Origin of the sequence: Polaribacter dokdonensis, from assembly GCF_024362345.1 — a bacterium.
Taxonomy (GTDB): Bacteria; Bacteroidota; Bacteroidia; order Flavobacteriales; family Flavobacteriaceae; genus Polaribacter; species Polaribacter dokdonensis.
In genome coordinates this window covers 188,451-209,798 of sequence record NZ_CP101505.1, presented here as the reverse complement: position 1 = coordinate 209,798, position 21,348 = coordinate 188,451, and the positions used below count along the sequence as shown (strand labels likewise).

Annotated in this window: 19 protein-coding genes; 7 read left to right on the top strand and 12 right to left on the bottom strand. The window is 29.9% G+C overall.

Annotation, left to right across the window (positions count from 1 at the left end):
- Window positions 1-9 precede the first annotated feature (9 nt).
- Window positions 10-147: a hypothetical protein gene (locus tag LPB302_RS00895; RefSeq protein WP_157593843.1), complete on the top strand. Its 138-nt coding sequence runs from the start codon at window positions 10-12 to the stop codon at window positions 145-147.
- An 88-nt stretch (window positions 148-235) separates the two neighbouring features.
- On the opposite strand, the gene LPB302_RS00890 is transcribed toward LPB302_RS00895, so the two are convergent.
- On the bottom strand, window positions 236-901 hold the full coding sequence (locus LPB302_RS00890) for a uracil-DNA glycosylase (protein WP_053974470.1): 666 nt from the start codon (window positions 899-901) through the stop codon (window positions 236-238).
- A gap of 37 nt (window positions 902-938) precedes the next feature.
- Between LPB302_RS00890 and LPB302_RS00885 the strand changes: the two genes are divergently transcribed.
- Window positions 939-3,143 carry an endonuclease MutS2 gene (locus LPB302_RS00885; RefSeq protein WP_053974469.1) on the top strand — a complete coding sequence of 735 codons (2,205 nt, stop codon included), beginning with the start codon at window positions 939-941 and terminating at the stop codon, window positions 3,141-3,143.
- A 155-nt stretch (window positions 3,144-3,298) separates the two neighbouring features.
- Window positions 3,299-3,643 (top strand): hypothetical protein, encoded by a 345-nt coding sequence (locus LPB302_RS00880; RefSeq protein WP_053974468.1) that lies wholly within the window; start codon window positions 3,299-3,301, stop codon window positions 3,641-3,643.
- 58 nt (window positions 3,644-3,701) lie between these two features.
- Here LPB302_RS00880 and LPB302_RS00875 read toward each other — a convergent pair whose 3' ends face one another.
- Both LPB302_RS00875 and LPB302_RS00870 read right to left on the bottom strand, forming a co-directional pair.
- On the bottom strand, window positions 3,702-3,926 hold the full coding sequence (locus tag LPB302_RS00875; RefSeq protein WP_053974467.1) for a DUF8828 family protein: 225 nt from the start codon (window positions 3,924-3,926) through the stop codon (window positions 3,702-3,704).
- A 24-nt stretch (window positions 3,927-3,950) separates the two neighbouring features.
- Window positions 3,951-4,457 (bottom strand): DinB family protein, encoded by a 507-nt coding sequence (locus LPB302_RS00870; protein WP_053974466.1) that lies wholly within the window; start codon window positions 4,455-4,457, stop codon window positions 3,951-3,953.
- A 56-nt stretch (window positions 4,458-4,513) separates the two neighbouring features.
- Between LPB302_RS00870 and LPB302_RS00865 the strand changes: the two genes are divergently transcribed.
- The 4 genes from LPB302_RS00865 to secA all read left to right on the top strand — a co-directional run bounded on the left by LPB302_RS00865 (window position 4,514) and on the right by secA (window position 9,454).
- On the top strand, window positions 4,514-5,029 hold the full coding sequence (locus tag LPB302_RS00865; protein ID WP_053974465.1) for a hypothetical protein: 516 nt from the start codon (window positions 4,514-4,516) through the stop codon (window positions 5,027-5,029).
- A 57-nt stretch (window positions 5,030-5,086) separates the two neighbouring features.
- A complete protein-coding gene (locus tag LPB302_RS00860; protein WP_053974464.1) occupies window positions 5,087-5,662 on the top strand; it encodes a cob(I)yrinic acid a,c-diamide adenosyltransferase in 576 nt (191 codons plus the stop codon).
- A 90-nt stretch (window positions 5,663-5,752) separates the two neighbouring features.
- The gene (locus LPB302_RS00855; protein WP_015479930.1) at window positions 5,753-5,974 is read left to right on the top strand and encodes a DUF2795 domain-containing protein; all 222 of its coding nucleotides are present in this window, start codon (window positions 5,753-5,755) and stop codon (window positions 5,972-5,974) included.
- Window positions 5,975-6,115: 141 nt separating this feature from the next.
- A complete protein-coding gene (secA, locus tag LPB302_RS00850; RefSeq protein ID WP_053974463.1) occupies window positions 6,116-9,454 on the top strand; it encodes a preprotein translocase subunit SecA in 3,339 nt (1,112 codons plus the stop codon).
- A 72-nt stretch (window positions 9,455-9,526) separates the two neighbouring features.
- Here secA and LPB302_RS00845 read toward each other — a convergent pair whose 3' ends face one another.
- The 9 genes from LPB302_RS00845 to nadC all read right to left on the bottom strand — a co-directional run bounded on the left by LPB302_RS00845 (window position 9,527) and on the right by nadC (window position 21,320).
- On the bottom strand, window positions 9,527-14,269 hold the full coding sequence (locus LPB302_RS00845; RefSeq protein ID WP_053974462.1) for a glycosyl hydrolase: 4,743 nt from the start codon (window positions 14,267-14,269) through the stop codon (window positions 9,527-9,529).
- A 178-nt stretch (window positions 14,270-14,447) separates the two neighbouring features.
- Window positions 14,448-15,386 (bottom strand): DUF4097 family beta strand repeat-containing protein, encoded by a 939-nt coding sequence (locus LPB302_RS00840; RefSeq protein WP_053974461.1) that lies wholly within the window; start codon window positions 15,384-15,386, stop codon window positions 14,448-14,450.
- Window positions 15,387-15,390: 4 nt separating this feature from the next.
- Window positions 15,391-16,002 (bottom strand): HEAT repeat domain-containing protein, encoded by a 612-nt coding sequence (locus LPB302_RS00835; protein WP_053974460.1) that lies wholly within the window; start codon window positions 16,000-16,002, stop codon window positions 15,391-15,393.
- Window positions 15,999-16,532 (bottom strand): RNA polymerase sigma factor, encoded by a 534-nt coding sequence (locus LPB302_RS00830; RefSeq protein WP_082329782.1) that lies wholly within the window; start codon window positions 16,530-16,532, stop codon window positions 15,999-16,001. The genes LPB302_RS00835 and LPB302_RS00830 overlap by 4 nt, the downstream gene beginning before the upstream one ends.
- Window positions 16,533-16,660: 128 nt before the next feature.
- Window positions 16,661-17,329, bottom strand: a complete 669-nt coding sequence (folE, locus tag LPB302_RS00825) for a GTP cyclohydrolase I FolE (protein ID WP_053974458.1) — start codon at window positions 17,327-17,329, stop codon at window positions 16,661-16,663.
- Between the two features lie 138 nt (window positions 17,330-17,467).
- A complete protein-coding gene (hisS, locus tag LPB302_RS00820) occupies window positions 17,468-18,832 on the bottom strand; it encodes a histidine--tRNA ligase (RefSeq protein ID WP_053974457.1) in 1,365 nt (454 codons plus the stop codon).
- A gap of 103 nt (window positions 18,833-18,935) precedes the next feature.
- Window positions 18,936-19,880, bottom strand: a complete 945-nt coding sequence (locus LPB302_RS00815) for a YihY/virulence factor BrkB family protein (protein ID WP_053974456.1) — start codon at window positions 19,878-19,880, stop codon at window positions 18,936-18,938.
- A 6-nt stretch (window positions 19,881-19,886) separates the two neighbouring features.
- Window positions 19,887-20,456, bottom strand: coding sequence for a pentapeptide repeat-containing protein (locus tag LPB302_RS00810; protein WP_053974455.1), 570 nt, complete (start codon window positions 20,454-20,456; stop codon window positions 19,887-19,889).
- 6 nt (window positions 20,457-20,462) lie between these two features.
- Window positions 20,463-21,320, bottom strand: coding sequence for a carboxylating nicotinate-nucleotide diphosphorylase (gene nadC, locus LPB302_RS00805; protein WP_053974454.1), 858 nt, complete (start codon window positions 21,318-21,320; stop codon window positions 20,463-20,465).
- Window positions 21,321-21,348 lie beyond the last annotated feature (28 nt).

The window sequence follows — 21,348 nt, the reverse complement described above, 5'->3', positions numbered from 1 at the left end:
TAAAATAGAATGAAAAAAGTAGTATTTATTGCAGTTTGTATTTTAGGAATTATTTGTTTTTCTTCTTGCAGAAGCACATCAAGTTCATGTGGTTTGGCTGATGATGTAACTACCCAAACAATCGTAAAGCAAGCAGATTTAGTTTAAATCTAATTGTTTCTTAATTTCAAATTCAATGAATCCACTTTACCAAGTGGATTTTTCTTTGTCTATTATTTTACTTAATTTCATTAAGTTACCACTCAATTATTTCTTTTCCTAGAGAAGATAAAAGCTCATTAGTTTTAGAAAAATGTTTATTACCAAACCAATAGCCTCGATTTGCACTTAAAGGTGATGGATGACCAGATTCTAAAATATGATGTTTGCTTTTGTCAATCAATTTGGCCTTTTTCTTTGCAAAACCACCCCAAAGTAAAAAGATGATATCTTCTTTTTCTTTAGAAATTTGTTGAATTACTTCATCAGTAAATGTTTCCCATCCTTTTTTTTGATGACTTCCTGCTTCATGAGCTCTTACTGTTAAGGTTGCATTTAGCAATAGCACACCTTGTTTTGCCCATCGTTCTAAATTTCCACTCTTAGGATATTCAACCTTTAAATCTGTAGAAATTTCTTTAAAAATATTAATTAATGAAGGTGGGTGAGCAATTTCATCTTTTACAGAAAAACACAAACCATTGGCTTGATTTGGCCCATGATAAGGATCTTGCCCAATGATAACAACTTTTAAATTATTTAAATTACAATAATCGAATGCTGCAAAAATATCTGCTCCTTTTGGGTAACAGGTTGTAGTTGTATATTCCTTTTTAACAAAATTAGCCAACTCTTTAAAATAGGGTTTCTCAAATTCTTGATTTAAAATATTTTTCCAAGGTTCAGCTATTTTTACCTGCATTGTTTCTTATTTTTGTAATAAAGTCAAAGATACCATTTTGAGCAAAAATATTTCAGAAAAAACACTTCAAGATTTAGAATTTTCTACGGTTTTACAACACATTTCAGAGTTTTGTATTTCTGGTTTAGGCAAAGAAAGAGTTCTTGAAACTAAGCCAATTCCTAGTAGAAAATACTTATTTAAAGAATTGCATTTGGTAGATGAGTATTTATCTTCTTTTCAAAATGAAAATAGAATACCCAATCATGGTTTTGATAATATTTCTGAAAGCGTAAAACGTTTGGCTATAGAGAATAGTTTTATAGAAACAGATGCCTTTTTAAAAATTGCTGCAACCTCTTTAACAGTAAATGAGCAAATTAAATTCTTTAAAAAGTTTCAGGTGCTTTTTCCAACTTTTTTCAAATTAACACAAAGCATTGAATTCACTACTTATGTAGATGATGAAATTAAAAGAATAATTGATATTTCTGGAGAGGTTAAAAACAACGCTTCTTCTGCATTAAAACAAATTAGAAGAGACATTAATAATGTCCGAGGCAAAATTGGAGCAAGTTTCTCATCAGCCTTATCTAAAGCCGTTTCTGCTGGTTATTTAGATGACATTAAAGAAACTATAGTAGATAATCAAAGAGTTTTGGCAGTATCTGCAATGCACAGAAGAAAAGTTTCTGGTAGCCTTTTAGGCTCTTCTAAATCTGGGGGAATTGTTTACATTGCTCCACAAGCAACTTTGGCTTACAGCAGAGAATATCAAAATTTAGTTTACGAAGAAAAACAAGAGGTTATTAAAATTTTAAGAGCGTTGGCAGATACTATTCGTCCAATGGTCTCTTTGTTAGAAGAATATTTAGAGTTTTTAATTCATTTAGATGCAGTTGGTGCAAAAGCAAAGTATGCAAAAGATATGGATGCTATTTTACCAAAAATATCTAAAAACAAGAAGATATTTTTTAAGGATGCTTATCATCCTATTTTATGGAAAAAAAATAAGGAACAAAAAATAAATACAGTTTCGCAAACCATTCATTTAGATGAACAACAGCAAATAATTGTTATTTCTGGGCCAAATGCTGGTGGTAAAAGTATCACCCTAAAAACTATTGGTTTACTGCAAATAATGGTACAGAGTGGAATTTTAATTCCTGTTGATGAGAGAAGTGAAACTTATATTTTTGATACAGTTTTAACTGATATTGGAGATAATCAATCTATAGAAAATCAATTAAGTACTTATAGTTATCGCCTAAAAAACATGCGTTACTTTCTAAGAAAATGCAATGAGAATACCTTGTTTTTGATAGATGAGTTTGGTACAGGTTCAGATCCTGAATTGGGTGGAGCTTTAGCAGAAATTTTTTTAGAAGAGTTTTATCATAAAAAAGCATTCGGAATTATAACTACGCACTACTCTAACCTAAAAGTATTAGCCAATGAGTTAGACAATGTTACCAATGCAAATATGCAGTTTGATGAACGTACTTTAGAACCCTTATACAAGCTTTTTATAGGGCAAGCAGGTAGTTCGTTCACTTTTGAAGTTGCACAGAAAAATGGTATTCCTTTTAGTTTAATTAATAAAGCTAAAAAACGAGTTGAAACAGAAAAGGTACGTTTAGATAAAACCATTTCTAAATTACAGAAAGAAAGAAATCGTTTACAAAAAACGTCTGATAGTTTAGAAAGTCAAAAAGAAAAAGGAAAAGAGCATTTAGAAAGTTTACAAGAAAAGGAACTTAGAATACAAGAAAAATTATCTGGCTTTCAAGAACTGTACGATAAAAATCAAAAAATGCTTTCTATTGGTAGAAAGATTAATGAATTGCTAAACAAATACTTTCAAACCAATAATAAAAAGCAATTAAATACTAGTTTTAATAAATGGGTAGCAGATGAAAAGGTAAAATATGCTAAGAAAAATCCATTAAAACCTAAAACCAAATCTCAGAAACAAAAAGCCAAGGTTGTAGAAAAACAAATACAAGAGGTCATAAAAAAAGTAGAGAAAGAAGTATTAGAAAAAGTTGTAGAGGTTAGAAAAGAAAAGAAAATAGAAGAGGCAAAAATTGCAAAAGCTAAATCTGAATACATTTATAAGTTAAATGATAGAGTAAGAATTATAGATTCTAACTCTGTAGGTACTATTGATAAAATAGACCGTAAAAACGTAACTATTAATTATGGAGTTTTCACCACAAAAACCACGCTCAATAAAATAGAGCTGGTAGAGAAAGCAAAATAGTCGTTAACAAACATCTTAAAATTTCTTAATAAAAAGGCTTTTTATTCTTAATTTCAGTTAAATGATGTTAAGATTATATTAAAGCCTTCTTTTTGTTGAAACGTTTTTAAAACTATCAAGTCTTATTGGTATACGTTTAACTTAACACACTTATTATGAGAAATTTAAAATCAATCATTGCCATCTTCGCTATTAGTTTATCAACTGTATTTGCTACATCAGCATCAGAGAAAAACCCTTCAAAAGTAACCAAAGAACTTAGAACAGAAATTGTTTCTATGTTAGGTAAGAAAATTCCAATTGAATTTAAAAAAGCAGAAAAAGTAGAAGTTTCATTTATGATTAACAAACAGAACGAACTCGTTGTTTTAACTGTAGATAGTAATCAAACAGAGTTTAATACTTACGTAAAAAGTAAATTAAACTATAAAAAATTAAATGCTGTAGGAGCCAAAAAAGGTGAAATTTACAAAGTACCAGTAACCCTTAAAATAAAATAACAACTGGTTGGTTAGTTGGAGCCCAATATTAGTTTTAAGTAACTAAATTGGGCTTTTTTTATTCATATTTTTTCATTTCTTCATCATAGAATTCACCTGCTTTATCCATTAAAACAGCTAATTCTGTAGCAATATCTTCTTCATTCTCACCTGTCAAATCTTCAAACCACTCTACTTCATCATCTTTTAGATTTATCATAAATCTCGGAAATTCTGTATGTAGAACAAAAATGTCTTCTGGGTAGTTACTATTATCTGCTAATAAAAATTTTGGTAATTCCATGCTTATAAAATATAGACTGTAAAGTTACAAATATCTTTCTTTAACTATGTTTAAATGATGTAATTGATGGCCAGAAAATAAATAACCTAATGCTCTCACAGACATCTTATTATTAGAAGCTACACCAATTCTTTTCAAAACTTCATCAGGAAAACTTTTAAATAGAGCAATAGAACTCACTCTAACAACTTTCATTTCATTCAATAAATCTTCGAATTTTCTTTCATTAGAATTGTCATTATGAGTAAAAATGTCTTGATCAAAACCAGGTAAATCTGTTTTATCATTTCTTGCAAAACATAGAGCTCTATATGTAAAAACGCGCTCAGTATCTATGGTATGTTGTACTAATTCTTTAAGGGTCCATTTGCCTTCTTCATAAGCAAAATTGTGTTTGGAAGCATCTAAATTTCTTAAGGTAGCATCAAACTCTTTTTGTGATTCTATTAAATTTTCTACTATATATTTCTCTTGATCTACCAACTGCAGATATTGCTCAAAATACGGAGCATACTCATTTTTAGGAACCATTTATTGCTATTTTATAGTTTAATACAGCGAATTTAATCATTTTTGTAAAACTTTAAATGTTTTACAATCCAATAAGAAAAATGGTATATAAATTCATCTCTTATTTAAAATTTTTAATAAAATCTACCAATCAACATGGAGTTCACTCTCCATTCGTTTACAATTTTGTTACAAAAGGTTTATATACCAAAAGCAGTAAATCTCCATTAATAAAAAAGTATACGAGATTAAAAACATTAAGTAATAAAGAACTAAAGCTGCTTTCAAAAATCATTGCCTATTTTAATGTTGATGAAATATTTTTTCAAAATAATCTTTCTAATTTACAGTTGAATAAGTTATATGAGCAAGAGTTAGTGTTTTTAAATGATTCAAAACAACTGCAACTTGTAAGCTTATCTACCCATTTTTTTATTGTAGTACAAAGTATTTATAAGGATAAAGAAAGCTATACTACTTGGTTAAACTATCTTGAAAAAACAGAGAATATAGTTACCATAGACACATTTACTTATGGAATAATTTTCTTTAGACCAGAACAAGCAAAAGAGCATTTTATAATAAGAGTTTAACATATCTAAAAGTAGAAAGTTCGTATTTTTGATACTTTTAAATAACACAACCAATTCATGAAAATATATACAAAAACTGGTGATGAAGGTACTACTGCCCTTTTTGGTGGTACAAGAGTAAAAAAATACAATTTAAGAATTGATAGTTATGGAACTGTAGATGAATTAAATGCATACATAGGCCTAATTAAAGATCAAAATATAGAAGATGCTACTAAAGACTCTTTGTTGAAAATTCAGAACGAATTATTCACATTAGGAGCAATGTTAGCAACTCCACCAGAAAAAGAAACTTTAAAATCTGGAAAAGAACGATTAAATATTCCAAAAGTAGATAGCAACTCTATTCAATTTTTAGAAAATGAAATTGATGCTATGGATTCAGAACTTCCTCAAATGACGCATTTTATTTTACCTGGAGGTCATCAAGCAGTGTCATTCTGTCACGTAGCAAGATGTGTTTGTAGAAGAGCAGAACGTTTGTGCGTAGAATTAAATGATGAAGAAACTATAAATTCTGATATTTTAAAGTACTTAAACCGACTTTCTGACTACCTTTTTGTGTTGGCACGAATGTTGTCTAAACAGTTACAGGTAGATGAAATTAAATGGATTCCTACCAAAAATAATTAAGTTCTTTTTTTATTGATGTTATATTTCTTAAAAAAGACTTGCATAATTCAGCAAAAAAATTATTTTTGCACCAAAATTAAACAATAAGAAATGTATTGGACATTAGAATTAGCATCTTATTTAGCAGATGCACCTTGGCCAGCAACCAAAGACGAATTAATAGATTACGCTATTAGAACTGGAGCTCCTTTAGAAGTTGTAGAAAACTTACAGGATATTGAAGATGAAGGTGATGCTTATGATTCGATTATAGAAATTTGGCCAGATTATCCAACCGAAGATGATTATCTTTGGAATGAGGACGAATACTAAACTCAATAAAAATATAAAAAGTCTCTAAAGAGGCTTTTTTTTTGTTTTCTTTTCTGCACTTGTGCTGAAAAAAATCAAATAGAATTTTATTGATGTAAAACATATAATACAGTTAATTTTAACTGATAAAAAAATTTGATAATGGGTATATTAGATTCAGTAATAAAGCTCTTTGTTGGTGATAAACAAGAGAAAGATTTAAAATTATTACAACCAGTTGTAGACAATGTTAAAAAATTTGAAGCCGAAATTGCTAAACTTTCACACGATGAATTAAGAGCAAAAACGTTATCATTCAAAGATCAAATTAAAGAAGCTACAAAAACCTTAGATGAAAAAATAACTGTATTAGAAGCAGAAGCTAAAGCTGCTGATATAGACAGACAAGAAGATATTTACACAGAAATAGACGCTTTAAAAGACGAAGCATACACTATTTCAGAAAAAGTTTTGGCAGATATTATGCCTGAAGCTTTTGCAGTTATAAAAGAAACTGCTAAACGATTTGTTGAAAACGAAGAGTTAGAGGTAACTGCAACTCCTTTTGATAGAGAATTATCAGCACAGAAAGAAAATGTCTCATTAGAAGATGATAAAGCTTATTGGGCTAATTCTTGGGATGCTGCTGGTAAGCCAGTTACTTGGGATATGATTCATTATGACGTTCAATTAATTGGTGGGTCTGTTTTACATCAAGGTAAAATTGCAGAAATGATGACTGGTGAAGGTAAAACATTAGTTTCTACACTACCAGTTTACTTAAATGCTTTAACTGGTAATGGAGTTCATGTAGTAACTGTAAATGATTATCTAGCAAAACGTGATAGAGCTTGGATGGCTCCTATTTTTGAATTTCATGGTTTATCAACAGATTGTATCGATTTTCATCAACCAAATTCAGACGCTAGAAGAAAAGCATATAATGCAGACATTACTTATGGAACAAATAACGAATTTGGTTTCGATTATTTAAGAGATAATATGGCTAGTTCTAAAGATGATTTAGTACAAAGAACACCAAATTATGCCATTATTGATGAGGTAGATTCTGTATTAATTGATGATGCAAGAACACCACTTATTATATCTGGTCCAGTACCAAAAGGAGATGTTCATGAGTTTAACGAACTAAAACCATTAGTATCAGATTTAGTATCTCTTCAAAAACAAAATTTAGTAAAAGTTTTAGCAGAAGCTAAAAAGTTATTAGCTGAAGGTGATGAAAAAGAAGGTGGTAAATTATTACTAAGAGTTCACAGAGGATTACCAAAAAACAAAGCATTAATCAAATTTTTATCTCAAGAAGGTATAAAACAAATTCTGCAGAAAACAGAAAATACCTACATGCAAGACAATAATAAATTGATGCCAGAGATAGATCAAGATTTATATTTTGTTGTAGAAGAAAAAAATAATCAAATTGATTTAACTGATAAAGGAATTGCTCATTTATCAGAAAAAACAAACAACGATACATTTTTTGTATTACCAGATATTGGAGTAAATGTTGGTGAAATAGATGCTTCTGAAAAAACTGCAGAAGAAAAAGCAGTTTTAAAAGAAGAATTATATAAAGATTTTAGCATTAAGAGCGAACGTATTCATACTATGAATCAACTTTTAAAAGCATACACTGTTTTTGAAAAAGATGTTGAGTATGTAGTTATGGAAAACAAAGTAATGATTGTTGATGAGCAAACAGGACGTATCATGGATGGTCGTCGTTATTCAGATGGTCTGCACCAAGCAATTGAAGCTAAAGAAAACGTGAAGATTGAAGATGCTACACAGACTTTTGCTACTGTAACTTTACAAAATTACTTTAGAATGTATAGAAAACTGTCTGGTATGACAGGTACAGCAATTACAGAAGCAGGTGAATTTTGGGAGATTTACAAATTAGATGTTGTAGAAATTCCTACAAATAAACCAATTGCAAGAGATGATAAAGATGATTTGGTTTACAAAACTGCTCGCGAAAAATACAATGCAGTAATAGATGATATCGTAAAATTGGTTGCTGAAAAAAGACCAGTTTTAGTAGGTACAACCTCTGTAGAAATATCAGAATTATTAGGTAGAATGTTACAAATGCGTAAAATTCCACATAATATTTTAAATGCAAAATTACACAAGCGTGAAGCAGATGTAGTTGCAGAAGCTGGTAAACCAGGAGTAGTTACCATTGCAACAAACATGGCTGGTCGTGGAACAGATATTAAACTATCTAAAGAAGTTAAAGAAGCTGGTGGTTTAGCTATTATTGGTACAGAAAGACATGATTCTAGACGAGTTGATAGACAGCTTAGAGGACGTGCAGGAAGACAAGGAGATGTAGGTTCTTCTCAATTCTATGTGGCTTTAGACGATAATTTAATGCGTTTATTTGGTTCTGACAGAATTGCAAAAATGATGGATAGAATGGGTCTTAAAGAAGGTGAAGTTATTCAACATTCTATGATTTCTAAATCTATTGAAAGAGCTCAGAAAAAAGTTGAAGAAAACAACTTTGGAATTCGTAAGCGTTTATTAGAATATGATGATATTATGAACGCTCAGCGTGAGTTTGTTTATAAAAGAAGAAGAAATGCTTTAGATGGTAAACGTTTGCAAGTAGATATTGCAAATATGATTTATGATACTTGTGAAGCAATCGTTTTAAAGAATAAAGGAGTTAAAGATTTCCAGAATTTCGAATTTGAATTAATTCGTTTTTCTTCTATGACCTCTCCTATTTCTGAAGAAGAATTTAATAAGTTATCAGAAAAGGAAATTACAGATCAATTGTATGATATTGTAACCAAACATTACAAAGATAAGATTGAAAGAAATGCTGTTTTAGCATATCCTGTAATTAAAGATGTTTTTGAAAATGAAGGTGATAGATATGAACGTATTGTAGTACCTTTTACAGACGGAATTAAATCTTTACAAGTTGTAACCAATTTAAAAGAAGCTTATGAAACTGAAGGTAAAAGTTTAGTTACAGACTTCGAAAAAAATATTACACTTGCCATTATTGATGAAAACTGGAAAGATCATTTACGTAAAATGGATGATTTAAAACAGTCTGTACAAAATGCATCTTATGAACAGAAAGATCCTTTATTAATTTATAAGTTTGAAGCTTTTGAATTATTTAAAAGAACTGTAGACGAAATTAATAGAGAGGTTTTATCTTTCTTATTTAAGGGTGAATTACCTGCACAAGATAGAAATCAAATTTCTGAAGCTCGTCAGCAAAAAAGAGAAAGTTTAAGCACAAGCAAAGCTGATGTGCAAAACACAACAGAACAAGCCATTCAAAATTCTCGTCAGCAATCTGGAGAGCCAGTTGAAACTGTGGTTAGAGAGCAGCCAAAAATTGGTAGAAACGAACGTGTTACAATTAAAAATGTAATGAGTGGTGAAGAAAAGGTTGTAAAGTTTAAACAAGCAATTCCTTTAATTGAAAAAGGAGAATGGGTTTTGGTAAACTAAAATCTGCCTGAAATAAAATAATAAACCGTTTAGAATTTTCTAAACGGTTTTTTTAGTTAATAACGTTTTTACTTATTCTTTTATAAATTTAGTAGTGTAAGATCGATTTTCATTATAAACTTTTATCAAATACAAACCACTAGTAAGCTCATCTACTTGCAGTAAATTAAAATCACTTGTAAAAACCTTTATCTTCTTACCAATCAACGAATAAATTTCTATTTTACTTATTGGATATTTTTCTGAAGTTACACTAACAGTGTTTTTAACAGGATTTGGAAATATGCGTAATCCTTGTGAGAAATAAAAATCATCTGTATCTAAGGTACAATTATCTCCAACAGTATAAGATAAATATTCTGTAACTGCTAAGCCTCCTGCAAAAGCAAACTTACAAGCATAACTTATAGTTTCTCCCTCAGATAAGCCAGATAATGTTTTAGAAAAACGTTGTTGTCCTGTACTATTCATTTGTACTTCAGAAAAAGGAGTTTGTTTCCATAAATAAGCAACTACACCACTTTTATCTGTATCTAATAGCTCAAAATTAATAGTAACATCTGTTCCATTTGTTATAAATTCATAAGAGTAACCAATAGAAAACGAACCTTGTGCTGCACTACTTGATGTACCTGAACAATCTGAGTTTGTATTTTCTGAAGTGGTTGCTTCTAAAACTATGGAATTATTGGCTGCTTCATTTCCTGATAAATCTTTTGCAGCTATTGAAAAAGAATAAGAAGTTTCAGCACTTAATCCATTTATAATAATTGATTTTTCTACACCTGAATCTTCACCTACACTTTGTGTAGTATTATTATAAGACAAATCATAAACTACCCTTCCTGAATCGTCTGTTGCATTTAAAAGAAGTTCTACACTAGAAGCAGTAATCTCGCCAATTGAAGCTGTAAAGTTCTCAGGAATAGTTGTGTCTGAACTATCTGCTGAACAATTAGTACCTACAACATAATCAAAATATTTAGTAGCAGAAAGGCCTCCTGCATAAGCAAATTTACATGCATAACTTATTGTCTCACCTGTTGTAAGACCACCTACTGTACTTGTAAAAAGCAATCCAGACTCTTGGCTCATTTGAGTTTCTCCAAAAGGAGATTTCTTCCATAAATATGCAACTACACCTGCCTTATCTGTATCTAATAATTCAAATTGAATTGTAACTGCATTTCCAATAGTTTCAAAAGAAACTTTATATCCTTGAGAAAAACTACCTTGACTTGCTTCTGCTGAAACCTCTTCACATTTTTGTTCTTCAGTAACAGAAATAGTAATTGCTTGAGAAGTTGTTTTACCTCCAAAATCATCTGTGGCAACTGCAGTAATTTGGTGTGATCCTATAGCTGCAGCTGTCCAATTATAAGAAAATGGGGCAGTTACAGTTTCTTCTAATTTAGTTGTACCATTAAAAAACTCTACAAGCTCTATAGTACCATCTAAATCATTGGTAGTTGTTGTAATATTTATCTCCTCTCCTTCCTTAAATGTGGCATTGTTAGTTGGACTATTTATACTGATGGTCGGATTCACATTTCCATTAGATGTTACAACTACTAAAACCTCATCTGTATCTTCATAAGTTCCATCACTTACTGTTAGTTTAAATTTATATACACCATTTTCTAAATTAGAAATGCTTGGGTTCACAATATTATTATCACTAATAACAGCAGTTGTAGGTCCATAAATTTGTTGCCAACCATAAGTAATAGCCTCTCCTTCAGGATCATTACTTGCAGAACCATCTAGATTAGTTGTAGAAATTGGTGCTATTATTGAAATAGTCTCACCTGCATCCGCTATTGGTGGTACATAAGATAAAGCACTGTCATATGAAAAAGATAGTTTACCGATATTAAATTCACCACTAACAATATGTAAGCGTAAAACCTGTACACCAGATGTTAATTCAATATTAGAAACAGAGGCTGTTTGCCAACTGTCCCAGTCAGAAGTATAATTTACAGTTATATCTGAACTAATTTTTTTACCTTCTACTTCAAAATAAAAAGGTCCTCCTCCACTTTCATTACCAGATGCATATCTAAAATCTAAATTATAATTACCAGAATTTTGTACATCTACTGTAAATTCTAACCATTCTCCTGCAGCATTCCAACCTACAGTTGCTCCTTCTCCATTCACGATAACTGCATCTATATTTTCTTCAGGTCTAAAAGTTCCATTATTACCTACTGAAGTATCTACATAACTAATATTTTGTCCAATTCCGCCTTCAAAAATATCATAATGACCTACCTCTATTTCACCTGGAATAGTATGTGGATTTCCTAAATAAGAAACTTGTTCACCCACTTGAACTTGTACAATATTAGTTACATTAAATGCTGTATTTTCATAAACTTTAGCGTAAAAACCATGTACTCCAAGAGTAAGGTCTTCTGCCTTTAATTCATATGGAGCTGTTGAAACTTCTCCAATTTTAGTAGATCCATCATAAAACTCAACTTTTGTAACATTAGACCCTGTTGTATTTACAGATAAATCTACACTTCCATTAGGAAAAGCCTGCACAAAATTAGAAGTTAAAACTCCTGACACATTTACATCTTTACTTGTTTTCATTTCGTTAGCAGGAACAGTTAACTGATATCCATCAGAAAAAGTAACTAAAGTTGGTGTATTTGCATAATTATGAGCAACATAGGTAATCTCTCCATCTTTAGAAAACGCAGCTGCTATTGGGTAATCTGCTGTAATTGTTGCATCTATAATACCCAATGCATTAACTGAGTGAAGCCAATGGTATGTTTGTGCATCAGAAATACCAAACTTTAAATTCCTATCAGGATAAGCATCATATAAATTTACAGCCTCTTGAGGATTGGTCATTGATAAAAATTTCCAATACGTATCATGCCATAGGTTATCATTATCCTCTTGGTTTAAAACACCCGTATTTTGACTTATTTCTGACCAAAGATTTTTAGCATAGTCTTGATGATGCCCCAAATAAAATGAACCTCCATGAATTGGGTACATTTCTATACCATATGATGCAGCAATATCTGAGGTCCAAAATGTTCCATTATCGTAAGAATTACCCCAAATTCTAGAAACTAAACTATACTGCTGATTGCTTGCAAAATTACGATCATGAACATCAAACCAATATTCTTCTACAGCAGTTTGCTCTGTGGTATAAATATAAATTCCTAAATCTCTAATGGCATCATTTTCAGTAATAGTTCCCCAATGGATTAAAGATGAAGCAAATTGCATACTTTCTGAGGTAGATTCTTGATCATTTCCTTGTGGAAAACTAGCAAAACCATTAGCCCAACTATGGCCTGCATATGGACTAAAATTTCTTAAAAAAGGAAATGAAGTGTCATTTCTATCTGATGAAGCAGCATCCTTTATTAAGGTATTTATCATTGCTCCCCATTTTGAAGCCCAACCAGGCTCAAATTGCTCCATAAAAGCTGCAGCATGAATAAAGTATCCCCAATGAAAATGATGATCGTTTATGTTGGTGTCTTGTCCATGACCTGAAGGATAACCTAACAAAGCAGACCATGTATCATTATAATAAAACAAGAATGCTTTTTCTCCAGATTCATAAGTTAGCCAATCTTCTAAACGTTCTTTAACAGTTGCTATCATTTTATCTCTTGCAACTATATTTCCTGTTTGATCTGCAATTCTTGCTGTTTGAATTAAACGATTCATAACTTGACCTTCGTTGTAAGAATCTGTCCAAGTTGCTAAGCCATCGTTCTCTATTTGAGAAATTTTTGCATCTAAATCTGCTGGACTAAAACTTGAACTATAATTAGCTAAGTAAGGTATTGTTGGAAGAATCCCTTTGAATGTATTTTCTACAGTAAAACTATTACCCTCTAGCATTTTTAACTCACCTCTTACAGATGCGTAAGTATAAGAACTAGGTACTGGTGAATTTGAACTTGTGTTGTACCATTGATGTGGTAATAAACCTAATAACATGTTCGAATTTGATCCTTCTTTAACATCTGTAGTTACTGAAAAGGTTGTAACTACTTTAGAGGTAGCTTCATCATAATCCCAACTTGTAACTGTATTATTAGGAAAAACATACGCGTATTTTTTTAAATCTAGAACAACGTCATTTACATTACTTGTGTTTTGTGGTAACATAGCCATAGACCAATATGTTTTTCCATTTAAAGTTGATGTATATGTTGTACCTGATTGATTCCAAACACTACCAATTGGTGCATAGAATACAAAATCTTGATCTCCAGATGCGTTTTCGATAATTAATATTTCGTTATTAACTGTTGCTGAACCAGAATTTACCTTGATTTCTACAACGTCATCTAATTCTTTTTCATAATATAAAAAGGGCATTCCAATTCCAGAAGTTACATTCATTTCATTATCAGCATCTTTCCAATTCATAGTTACTGTCCAGTCTGAATAATCTGAAACTGTTGTTTTATCTGTAGATAGACCTTGTAAGCCAACCTCTATAGGAGAAGAATCTCCAATAACTCCCCAAGGAATATAAGTAACAACTAAACCTGTATTTGTGGTTTTCATTGTCATTGGGTAATTGAATAAATTGTCTGCATGATTTTCTTTAACCAACTTAGACCACCAGTCATTAGTAGGTACTGGTTTGCCCAATGCAATACCAGTTAATTGAGGTGAACCTGAAGGAAAACCATTTCTACCTGCTTCATCTGCTCCTGGATATGTATTAGTATAACTCCCATTACCAACTTGTGTAGTTTGTGAGTTTATTGAAAAACTAATAAAAATTAAAAATGCACTAAGTAAGTATTTTAACATGTAAGTAAATTAAAGTGAATACGTTTTTTGTAAATCTAATTTATTGGTTTGTATAAAAGAAAAATTAAAGCAATACAAAAACCATACATATAGCAATTTATGCATCATTTATATTAAGTAGAAATAAAAAAATCCGTTTAGAAAGTTCTAAACGGATTTTTTTACTTTGGGTAATAACCTACATTTTTCTTAGATAAACAGTACCATAACCACTGTTTAATTTCATTTTATATTTACCTGAATTGTATTTTAATTTCATTCTAGTATTGATATGACCAAAATCATCCATCTCTTTCTCTTCTAAAACATTAAAATCTACATCACTATACACAGATTTACCTATGGCCTCTATTAAAAGACTTGATTTTTTTGGAATTTGAACATCAATAAAACCATTGTTACTGTATATCGAAAAGATTCCTTTTGGATATTCCTTATCAAACTCAATAGTTACATTACCACCTATTGTGTTTAGTGTTACTGGTCCAGAAACATCTTTCAGTTTCATATTATTTATAGTTGATGTAATTTCTACTTCTCCTTTAAAATAAGAAAGGCTAGATGCTTTAGAACTAAAAAAACGCATTTGGTTGTTGTTAGATTCCTCACTGCAATTATTTGTAGACCAATTTAATTTTATAGTGTTTGGTATTTTTACCAAATACCTTTCATTACTTGCCATTATAAATCGAACTTGATTTTGGTCTTTAAAAAGTAACTCTCCATCTTTTTGCTCAATGGTAAAATAGATCCCTAAATCTGCATTTTGATTTTTCTTTCCTAATTTTTTAAGTCCCTTTTTTCTGTCATTGTCAACGTTAAAAAAAACAAACTGATTACCTGATATAGAATCTTTTCTTTTAGTAACTATAGAGTTTACTTTTGCTAAATTTTTAGATTTGGCATAACCAGTAACTACCCAAGGTGTGTTTTCTTCTCTCTTCTCATGTAAACTTTTTATGATTACTTCATCTCCATCATAACCTTCTATTTGAAAAGCTTTAGACGAACATATTTTTAAAGTTCCTTTATTAAATTTTATTTTTTTTTCTTGTGCGTTCACTGCCCAAAATGCGAATAAAAATAATGCTAAAAAAAGTGGTTTTATATTTTTCATGATATTATTGTTTTATGTTTACCATAGCTAATGTTGCGTTATTTTTAACTATAGGAAAGGTTTGTTTACTATTAATTATTTTTTCAAGAGGTTTTTGTGCACGATTCTCTCTTAAAATACTTAGCGCTTTTATTAATTTTATTTGAACTAGAGGTTTATCTTCATTTTCTAAAGCTGATATTAAATTCTTTCTTATTTTCTCATTTTTAGGAAACTGTAATAGACCATCTATTGTTGCTATTTTAACATTCGCATTTTCATCTTTATGCAAAATTTCTATTAATCTATTTATAATTCTTGTGTCTTCTTTTTGATATTCATCGTTAAAAGCATAAACACCTTCTAAGCGTTTACCAGCAGAATCTGCATCTAAATTTGCTAAGAGTTCTTGCTCTTCTGAAGAAATATTTTCTTTGTTTGAAAACCAAAATCCTAGAGAGAATATCAATAAAATAGAAGCAGCAACAGATATGTATTTTAAATACACTACCTTTTTCTTCCTTGGTTGATGAAGCTTATGCTTTAACAAACTATCAAAATTAGCATCAGCTTTGCTAGACATTTGCTCTTCTGAAACTGCATCTTTATTATTTTTAATAAAATCTTCTAATTTCATACTTCTTGTTTTTTAATCATTTCTAAAAGTTGTTGTTTACCTCTTCTAAATTGATTTCTTATGGTACTTTCTTTAGTATTAAGCATTTCTGCAATTTCTCTATGATTGTATTCTTCTATTAGATACAAAGACAGTACAATTCTATATTTATCTTTTAAATTGTTAATACATTGTTTAACAAAGTTTACAGAAATTCCAGAACTTAAATCATCATTATTTTCTTCAATTTTATGTTCTAAAACTTCAAATTCATCTGTTATAATAAACTTATGTTTAGATTTTACAACATCTAAAGATTTATTAACTACTATTCTTTTAAGCCAAGCACCCAAATTAGCATCATCTTTTAGTTGAGATATTTTTTCGAAAGCCTTAATAAAGCAATCTTGAACTATATCCTCTGCTTCCTCTCTACTCTTTAAGATTCTTACTGCTGTTCCATACATCATATTCTTATAAGAATTATAAACCTGCATTTGGGCTTCGTAATTATTAGATTTACATTTTTGTATGAGTTGCTTAGTATTCAAAAAAATTAGGTTGGTTGATTTTGTTTACACTATAAGAACGTGAAAATTTTAAAAGTGTCGCAAAAAAATATAAAAAAACCGTTTAGAAATTTCTAAACGGCTTGTATATTTAACTAAGTAACTGAAAATCAATCAAAATCTGTTTCTAATTTTAAATAATCTAAGAATTCTCTTTTGGTTTCTTTATTTTTAAATTTACCTCCAAATTCTGCAGTTACAGTAGAACTCTCTATATCTTTAATTCCTCTTGAGTTTACGCATAAATGTTTTGCATCTATCACACAAGCAACATCCTCTGTACCTAAAGCTTCTTGCATTGCTTGCACTACTTGCATAGTTAAACGCTCTTGTACTTGAGGCCTCTTTGCAAAGTATTCTACAATTCTATTCATTTTTGATAAACCAATTACTTTACCATCAGAAATGTAAGCCACATGTGCTCTACCAATAATTGGTAATAAGTGATGCTCGCAAGTAGAATAAACAACAATATTTTTTTCTACTAACATTTCACCATAATTATAATTATTGTCAAATGTTGATGCTTTTGGTTTGTTCTTAGGATTTAAACCCATAAAAATTTCATTTACAAAAGCTTTTGCTACTCTTTTTGGAGTTCCTTGTAAACTATCATCAGTTAAATCCATACCTAAAGTGTTTAAAATATCTTTAACACTCTCTTCTATTCTCTTTATTTTTTCATCATCAGAAATATCAAAAGCATCTGCTCTTAATGGAGTTTTAGCAGAAGTTCCTACATGATTTTCTCCTATTTCTTCAATTCTATCTTCGTTCATTATGTTATTTAATTCAAACTTTTTGAAACGTTATTATTTTGCAAATTTACGTGTTTGCAACGTATTTTATCCTTTTTTGTATCAATAATCATTATTGAAGTATAATATTTTATAGCTACAGGCAGTAAGGATATAATTCTATCGTAGTTTTTTAATTAAATCTGCTTTTGAACATTTTTGCTGTTCTCCAGTAATCATATTTTTTAAGGTGAAAATTTCTTGTTCAATTTCTTGAGAACCAGCTAAAACTACATATTCAATTTGTCTATTGTTAGCATAAGTCATTTGCTTTTTCATCTTAGCTGTGTCTGGATACAATTCTGCTTTAATGTTGTGTTTTCTAAGTTCTGTAATTGCTTTCATGCAATACAAACCTTCTGCATCTCCAAAATTGATAAAAAGTACTTTTGGTTTTGGTAAATCTACAGCCTTAAACAAACCAAGTTCTTCTAGTACTAAATAAATTCTATCTAAACCAAAAGATATCCCAACTCCAGAAACATCTTTCATTCCAAAAATGCCTGTTAAATCATCATATCTTCCTCCTCCACCAATAGAACCCATTTTTACTCCTTTTGGTGCAGATACTTCAAAAATTGCTCCTGTATAATAGTTTAAACCTCTTGCTAAAGTTACATCTACCTCTAAATTTGCAGATTGCAAGCCCAACTCAGTAGTTGCATTAATTACAAAACGTAATTCTTTTACACCTTGTAAACCTTCTTCTGATGTTGCTAACATGCTATCTAAAGCATCTAAGTTTTCTAAGTTAGAGCCTTTAAAATTAAATAATGGTTGTACTTTTTGAATGGCTTCTTCAGAAATACCTTTTGAAAGCATTTCTTCTTCTACTTTCGCTTGCCCAATTTTATCTAACTTATCTAAAGCTACTGTAAAGTCGATTAATTTATCTTGGGCTCCAATAACTTCTGCAATTCCAGAAAGTATTTTTCTATTATTAATTTTAATAGTTGTTTCTGTTAAACCTAGTTTGGTAAAAACAGTATCGTACAATTGTATAAATTCTGCTTCTTGCCATAAAGATTTACTACCAACAACATCTGCATCACATTGATAAAATTCTCTAAAACGACCTTTTTGAGGACGATCTGCTCTCCAAACTGGTTGTACTTGATAACGTTTAAAAGGAAATGTCATTTCATTTTGATGCTGAACCACATATCTTGCAAAAGGTACTGTAAGATCATATCTTAAAGCTTTTTCAGAGATTTGCGAAGTTACTTTTGTACTCTCTTTATCTGCCAATAATTGTTCATCTGCCTTCTTTAAAAAATCGCCAGAATTTAAAATTTTAAAAATAAGACGATCTCCTTCTTCTCCATATTTACCCATTAAAGTTGATGAGTTTTCAAAACTCGGAGTTTCTATTGGCTGAAATCCAAAAGTTTCAAAAGCAGTTTTAATTGTGTTCATAATATAAGAACGATTAGCTACTTCTGTTGGCGAAAAATCTCTTGTTCCTTTTGGGATACTTGGCTTCATAAAATTCAGTTATCAATGTTAAGTTATCATTTATCAATATATCAAAACCATGATAATTGTTAAAAGATAATTGTTTTTTGCGGGTGCAAATATCGTGAAAATCTTACAAATTTTCGTTTGTAGCTTTGCTTTTATTTCGAACACGTAAAGAATAAATAGATGCATTTAATTCGAAACCTAAAAGAAGAATAATTGCATTTAGCCATATAAATAACATTAAAATAAGTAATGTACCTATAGAGCCATACAACTCATTATATTTTGCGAATTCATTTACATAAAAACCAAATAAATAAAAAGACAATACAGATAAAACAGTTGTAAACACAGCTCCTGGAGAGAAGAATCTTGAGTATTTACCTTCTTTAACTCCATAATGATATAACATGGAAACTGTAATAAAAATCATTGCTAAAAATATGGAACCACGTACAAGTTGAATCCAAATTAAGTTATCTTCTAACCAAGCCAGTGTAACATAATCTTTTAAAAGTAACTCAAAAAAGATAATAATAACTACTGTTATCAATAGAAATGCTACAATTACAAAAGAAACAAACATTGCTATAAAATAGGCTCTAAATATGTTTCTAATTTCTTTTACATGGTAAGAGAACTCAAATCCACCAAAAATAGCATTTACTCCATTTGTCATTAAAAATATAGAACCTATAAAACCAAAAGATAATAGACCTCCATATTGATTATTTATAATATCGATAATAACAGTATCTACTGCATCAAAAGTTTTTGGTGGTAAAACATCGCTTATAATAGATAGCAAACCTTCTTGGGCACCATCTATAGGCACATAAGGTATTAATGTAAGAATGAACAGCAAAAATGGAAAAATAGCCATAAAGAAACTGTAGGCAATTCCACTTGCTCTAGTTGTTAAAGCACCTTCAACAATACCTATAACATACATTTCAATCACATCAAATAAAGACATACCTTCTAAACCAGGAACTTTAATTTTCTTTCCTAACTTAACTAAGGAATTAACCACAGGTATTTTATCAAATCTATCTTCTTTGCTTTTAGACATATACCACTAATCTATAACAATTTTATATTTTGATAAAAGACCAACAAGATTTTCTTTGCTAAATTTTGCGCCCTTTACTTTGTTTTGCTCTAGACTAAATGTAAAGTTTTTAGCTGATCTAAAATCTACTTTTTCTAAAACAGTATTTTCAAAAATGGTGTTATGTAAGTCTGAGTTACTAAAACCTGAACCAGTAAGATTAGTTTCTGTAAAATCTACTTCCTCTAAATTACTATTGATGAATTTGGTATTCGGAATTTTTAGTTGGTAAAAAGAGCTAAAGTTTAATTGGCAATCTTTAAAACTGAATTGCAATAAAAAAGAATCGCATTCATTAAATTTTACACCTATCATTTTACAGTTCACAAAAGAAACATCTTTAAATGCTGTATTAGTTACAATTGTATTACTAAAGTTACAATCTATAAATTCACATTCTACAAATTGAATATTAGAAGCATGAATTCCTTCAAAATTACAGTTTAAAAATGTACAATTATCATATTCTCCTTTTTTGATTTTAGTATTCATAAAATCAATTTTGGAATAGGTTTCACCGTCAAAAAAATCTAACATAGAATTTTATAGGGCTTTTAAACTTAAATCTAAATTATACACAGAATGTGTTAAAGCTCCAGAAGAAATGTAATCTACACCACATTCTGCATACTTTCTTATAGTATCTTCATTAATACCTCCTGAAGATTCTGTTAAACATTTATTACCAATTAAAGTAACTGCTTTTCTGGTATCTTCGTAATTAAAATTATCTATTAAAATTCTGTAAACACCTTCGTTATTCAAAATTTCTTCAATTTCTTCTAAACTTCTAGCTTCTACAATAATTTTTATATCTAAGTTTTTTTCTGCCAAATATTTTTTGGTTTTGGTTATTGCAGCTGTAATACCACCTGCAAAATCTATATGATTGTCTTTAATCATTACCATATCATATAAGGCAAATCTATGGTTTTCTCCTCCACCAATTTTTACAGCCCATTTTTCTAAAGCTCTTATACCTGGTGTAGTTTTTCTTGTATCTAAAACTTTGGTATCTGTGCCTTTTAGCAAGTTTGCAAAAAACGCTGTTTTGGTTGCAATTGCAGACATTCTTTGCATGGCATTTAACACCAAACGTTCTGCCATTAAAATTGATCTTGATTTACCTGAAACATGAAATACAATATCTCCAAACTTAACTTCATTACCATCATTTATAAAAGTTTCAACCTCTAAATCTGCATCTACATAAGAAAAAACTTGCTTTGCAAATTCTACACCAGCAATTACACCTGTATCTTTTACCAACAATTTAGCCTTACCTTCTGCTTCTGCAGGAATACAAGACAAAGAAGTGTGATCTCCATCACCAATATCTTCTCTTATTGCATTTTTTATTATTAAGTCTAATTCGTTCTGAAATTGTGTTTCTGTAATCATATCATTTAATTCTGATGTAAAAATAGCA

Excerpts from the sequence above, each read along its gene's own strand:
- LPB302_RS00815 (WP_053974456.1), bottom strand. The coding sequence starts at position 19,880 with ATGTCTAAAAGCAAAGAAGATAGATTTGATAAAATACCTGTGGTTAAT.
- folE (WP_053974458.1), bottom strand. The coding sequence starts at position 17,329 with ATGAACGAAGATAGAATTGAAGAAATAGGAGAAAATCATGTAGGAACT.
- hisS (WP_053974457.1), bottom strand. The coding sequence starts at position 18,832 with ATGAAGCCAAGTATCCCAAAAGGAACAAGAGATTTTTCGCCAACAGAA.
- LPB302_RS00895 (WP_157593843.1), top strand. The coding sequence starts at position 10 with ATGAAAAAAGTAGTATTTATTGCAGTTTGTATTTTAGGAATTATTTGT.
- LPB302_RS00835 (WP_053974460.1), bottom strand. The coding sequence starts at position 16,002 with ATGAAATTAGAAGATTTTATTAAAAATAATAAAGATGCAGTTTCAGAA.
- LPB302_RS00860 (WP_053974464.1), top strand. The coding sequence starts at position 5,087 with ATGAAAATATATACAAAAACTGGTGATGAAGGTACTACTGCCCTTTTT.
- LPB302_RS00855 (WP_015479930.1), top strand. The coding sequence starts at position 5,753 with ATGTATTGGACATTAGAATTAGCATCTTATTTAGCAGATGCACCTTGG.
- LPB302_RS00880 (WP_053974468.1), top strand. The coding sequence starts at position 3,299 with ATGAGAAATTTAAAATCAATCATTGCCATCTTCGCTATTAGTTTATCA.
- LPB302_RS00810 (WP_053974455.1), bottom strand. The coding sequence starts at position 20,456 with ATGTTAGATTTTTTTGACGGTGAAACCTATTCCAAAATTGATTTTATG.
- LPB302_RS00845 (WP_053974462.1), bottom strand. The coding sequence starts at position 14,269 with ATGTTAAAATACTTACTTAGTGCATTTTTAATTTTTATTAGTTTTTCA.
- nadC (WP_053974454.1), bottom strand. The coding sequence starts at position 21,320 with ATGATTACAGAAACACAATTTCAGAACGAATTAGACTTAATAATAAAA.
- LPB302_RS00870 (WP_053974466.1), bottom strand. The coding sequence starts at position 4,457 with ATGGTTCCTAAAAATGAGTATGCTCCGTATTTTGAGCAATATCTGCAG.
- secA (WP_053974463.1), top strand. The coding sequence starts at position 6,116 with ATGGGTATATTAGATTCAGTAATAAAGCTCTTTGTTGGTGATAAACAA.
- LPB302_RS00840 (WP_053974461.1), bottom strand. The coding sequence starts at position 15,386 with ATGAAAAATATAAAACCACTTTTTTTAGCATTATTTTTATTCGCATTT.
- LPB302_RS00865 (WP_053974465.1), top strand. The coding sequence starts at position 4,514 with ATGTTTTACAATCCAATAAGAAAAATGGTATATAAATTCATCTCTTAT.
- LPB302_RS00890 (WP_053974470.1), bottom strand. The coding sequence starts at position 901 with ATGCAGGTAAAAATAGCTGAACCTTGGAAAAATATTTTAAATCAAGAA.
- LPB302_RS00875 (WP_053974467.1), bottom strand. The coding sequence starts at position 3,926 with ATGGAATTACCAAAATTTTTATTAGCAGATAATAGTAACTACCCAGAA.